2 protein-coding genes are annotated in these 3,995 nt (G+C 49.6%); both read right to left on the minus strand.

The features are described from left to right. On the minus strand, positions 1 to 3,464 hold a 3,464-nt coding region (locus tag WBA23_RS06790), incomplete at its 3' end, for a PQQ-dependent sugar dehydrogenase (protein ID WP_424581497.1). 59 nt (positions 3,465 to 3,523) lie between these two features. Next, positions 3,524 to 3,995 (minus strand): T9SS type A sorting domain-containing protein (locus tag WBA23_RS06795; protein ID WP_424581498.1); only part of this gene is annotated, 472 nt, incomplete at its 5' end.

Genomic DNA, 3,995 nt, shown 5'->3' on the forward strand with positions numbered 1-3,995 from the left:
CGGACAATGTACAATCCTGGCTGCCAATCGGCTGTTTCTAACCTTGGCTGGTTCACCATTTCCTGGTTCCACATAACCTGCCCTTGAGCGTTGTAGATGGTAAGGCGATCCTGCTCCGTAGACAGACCAGTGAAAGTGACACTTTCTCCTATCTTTACCGGATTGGGGTATAGCCGAAGTTCCGCATCTGAAGTGACTTTGGCTCCCAAAGAAGGCGATGTTCGGGAAGCATTGCTATTTGCAGCATTACCAGTTTGGTTATTTAATACTAGGAAAGCAACCGTTTCATTAATGTGTTTAACTTCATTATCTCTGGACTGTTCTTCCTCTACTTTTACCTCAGCACTGCTGGAGTTCAACCGGCGGTAACGCAGTGTTGCCGGATCGCGCCCTTGATACGTTTGTATAGCAGCAAAAAATAGTGGGCCGGAGTAACTTTCTTGAAACTCTATCTTTCGCCACTGGTGAGTAAAGGATGTGCCTCCCGAGGCAGCTTCAATGTCCCAGTTATCTTCGCTGCCCGTACCAGAAGCTATTGCCACGTAGTGCAGGCTTTCGTCGGGCCGAAGATCGTCAGCGGCTTCTTCTTCCTGGAATTTAGCGTCAAAGCCAGTAGTAGATATATTTTGTAGGCGAGGAGCCGCTGCCGAAGCTTCGTTATCCGAAGCGGTTTGAACCAGTACCACGGGCGATGATGAAAAGCTCTGCGCGAAACTTTGGGTTTCAAAATTTTCATCCGTTGTAAGCCTACCGGCTTCTAGTTGAAGTCCACCGAAGGTATGATTGCCCTCTTCTATCACCAAGTAGTTTAATTCTTCCTCAACATGCCAACCATCTAGATAATCCCATTCATTTAGTTGCACCTCAAACGAATTGCTGCTAACGTTGCGTATCCGCACAGTAGTGGGCTGACTCCCATTGAATGTTGGCGGACTGATAATCACGATAGGTTGAGTGAATGTCTTGGTTAGGTTGACGGTCTGCCAGTAGGAGCGGCTACTCTGTTGAATATCAATCTTACCGGCTTCAAAGACCACCGATGCCACCGGCGGGTCCTGAGGGCTTAGCCAAGTAGCTAGGTTTTGAGCATTGAGATTGCCCGCTTCTTCAAACCGGCCGCCGACGTATAGTTTAGAACCGTTTAGGTAAAGGGTGTTCACGTAATTATCTACGCCCACGTCGGCATCTTCGCCTAACGCTTGCCAACCGCTAGTTTCGCTCCACCGGACTACGCTATTGACCACAATGTTATCTTCGGAACCGGTATTCAGGGCATTGTTAAATTGACCCGCTACGTAGATATACTCGCCATCGGTAGTCATGGTATTCACACTATTGGAAAGTCCATCCTCCAGTGGTGCCCAGGCTGACGCTGATCGATCCCAGCGAGCGATACGGTTTACCGTCTGACCACCCGCAATGGCGAAGTTTCCTCCGGCGTAGATGTAGTCGTCAGTGATCAGGATAGACTGCACAAAACCACTAGTTCCCGCACCCAACGCACTCCATTCGCTACCGTTCCACTGGGCAATCCGGCTAGCACTGTTTCCTCCGGCCGAACCGAAGTTACCGCCTACGTATAAGTTTCCGGCCTCATCTACCGCCATAGAGCGTATCTCGTTGTTTGTGCCCGCCTGCTGAGTGTTGCTATCTTGCAGCGAAGACCAACCGTTATTCCACTGGGCAACGTTGTTTGCTTCCTGTCCGTCGGCCGTAACAAACGTACCTCCTACGTAGAGCGTATTACCTGTAGTTGTCATCGCCAGTACCGCCCCGCTCACTCCGCCGTTCAGAGCCTCCCAATTTTGACTACTGCTGTACTTGGCTACATTATTAGCCGAGTTGTTTCCGGCGGTGGTAAAACTGCCACCTACGTACAACGATCCATCCGTGGTTAATGCCAGGGCGTTCACCACTCCGTTGGTTCCTGCTCCCAAACTCTGCCAGCCATCGGATGAAGTCCATTTCGCTACATTGTTTGCCGCCACTCCCGAACCTACTTGGCTGAAATTTCCTCCAATATATATAGTCTGATCGTCGGCAGTGACGATAGCATTTACTTCTCCCTGAATACTGCCTAATGCGCTGCTCCAATCGCCCACTCCGGCTACCGCTACTGCGTTCTGACTCGTTGAACCATCTTTTAAACGGTAGATAGAACCGGACGAGCCGTAGCCCGCAAAGTACATCTCGCCGTTGATATCCAATCCAAAGGTAGAGACGTTAATCGATGAGCCGTTGCTAGCTTTAAACAACAATTCTCGTGTGGCTTCTTGAGTAGTAGCGTTGTAATCCAGTGCCCAAACTCTGCCGCTGACATAGTCCCCAAAGATGTATTTACCCGCAATGCTGGGTGAGGTACTGGTTACCTGTGAGCCTCGGTATACGTAGCCCCCCGTAACCGAACGATCTCCGCTAGAGCGATTGTAGGCGAATGCCGGGAAAATAGGGTTTTCCGGGTCGGGAACATTGGAGTTGTATACTGAGTTGCCCTCGTAGCGGTTCCAACCAAAGTTTCCGGGCTCAATGAGATTGATTTCTTCAAAGGAACCTTGACCGACATCGCCACCCCACAGACGGCCCGTAGGCGGGTCGAAGCTCATCTTCCAGGTATTGCGAATACCCCAGGCGTAAATCTCGTCCAGCCCATCTTGTCCAACCAGCGGGTTACTCGACGGCACTTCGTAGCGGCCTTCCGGGGCTAGCCCATTAGCATCGGCGGGATTGTCGCCGTTGAGGTCAATATCCAAACGGAGGATGCTACCGAAGTACGTATCCGTGTTTTGACCGTTTCTTTTCGGATCACCGCCGCCCCCGCCATCACCAATCGAGATGTACAAGTAACCATCGGGACCAAAGGCGATCTTACCCCCGTTGTGGTTGCTGTTGTTCTGATTTTTTACGGCACTGAAAACGATCTGGCGAGACGATTTATTCGCCTGATTCGGATTACCGGAACTCACTTCAAAACGCTCTATAATAATCTCGCTGGTGCTCCCGGCCGCCCGCGTGTAGTACACGTAAAAGAAGCCGTTCGCTTCGTAATCAGGGTGAAAGGCTAGTCCCAGTAACCCCAGTTCTTGACCAACATTAAACAACACATCCGATTCTATATCTAAGAATTGCTGGGCTGAACTGATAGAAGCATTATTGTCAGCAACCCGAATATTTCCTCGTTGTCCCACCACAAACAGTCGATCGTCGCCCGATACTCCTGAGTTCTGGATTTCAACCGGAAACTCAAAGGTGAGGGCCGGAAGAGCATTCTCAAACGTAACCTGAGCGTAGCTTGGCGAGGCCAGCCAAAGGCTTTGACTCAAGATCATTAATAGGCTAATTGCGTAACTTCGCCAAAGAAACGAGGGCGTACGCTGCTGATTTGATCTACTACCTTTCCCGAAGGTAGCAAAATGATACATTGGGTTTAAACTTGATGAATTGGGTTGATTTACTAGGCTTGCCATAATGTTGTAGGTTGATAAAAAAATAGGTAACTCGTTGTAAAAACTTATGTAAAGCGACTTTAATAACTTTTAATCAGTTTTCCGCGCACCGTTTGTTTATTGGTAGTGATTCGGTAAAAGTACGTGCCTTCTTGCCAGCTAGTAGCGTCAATGGTGGATAGGTCTTCAGTATCTCCTGTCCACCGATTCCGGTATACTTCTCTACCGTTCACGTCCATAATTTGCACATCAAGTTCGCCGGAAGAATGCCCCGTAGGTAGCGCAAGGTGAATTTGATTTACTACCGGATTAGGATAAAAGACAACCTCCGGCTGCGAAGGCAATACTTCGGGATCAGCCGATGTAGCTTTTTCTGTATTAGCTATTCTAGCGGCGGAAGTTTCAGTGTTGGGCGTAAAGTATCGGGTAGGAGATAGCCGTAACCAGTCTACGTTCGGGCCACTATCGCCGATAGCCAGCAACCGCACTTGATGCTCCCCGGCCGAAATAAACACTGGCTTAATCTGAGTGGTTACCCAGTTACTCCAGCTT

The organism is Tunicatimonas sp., assembly GCF_049647865.1.
Taxonomy (GTDB): domain Bacteria; phylum Bacteroidota; class Bacteroidia; order Cytophagales; family Cyclobacteriaceae; genus Tunicatimonas.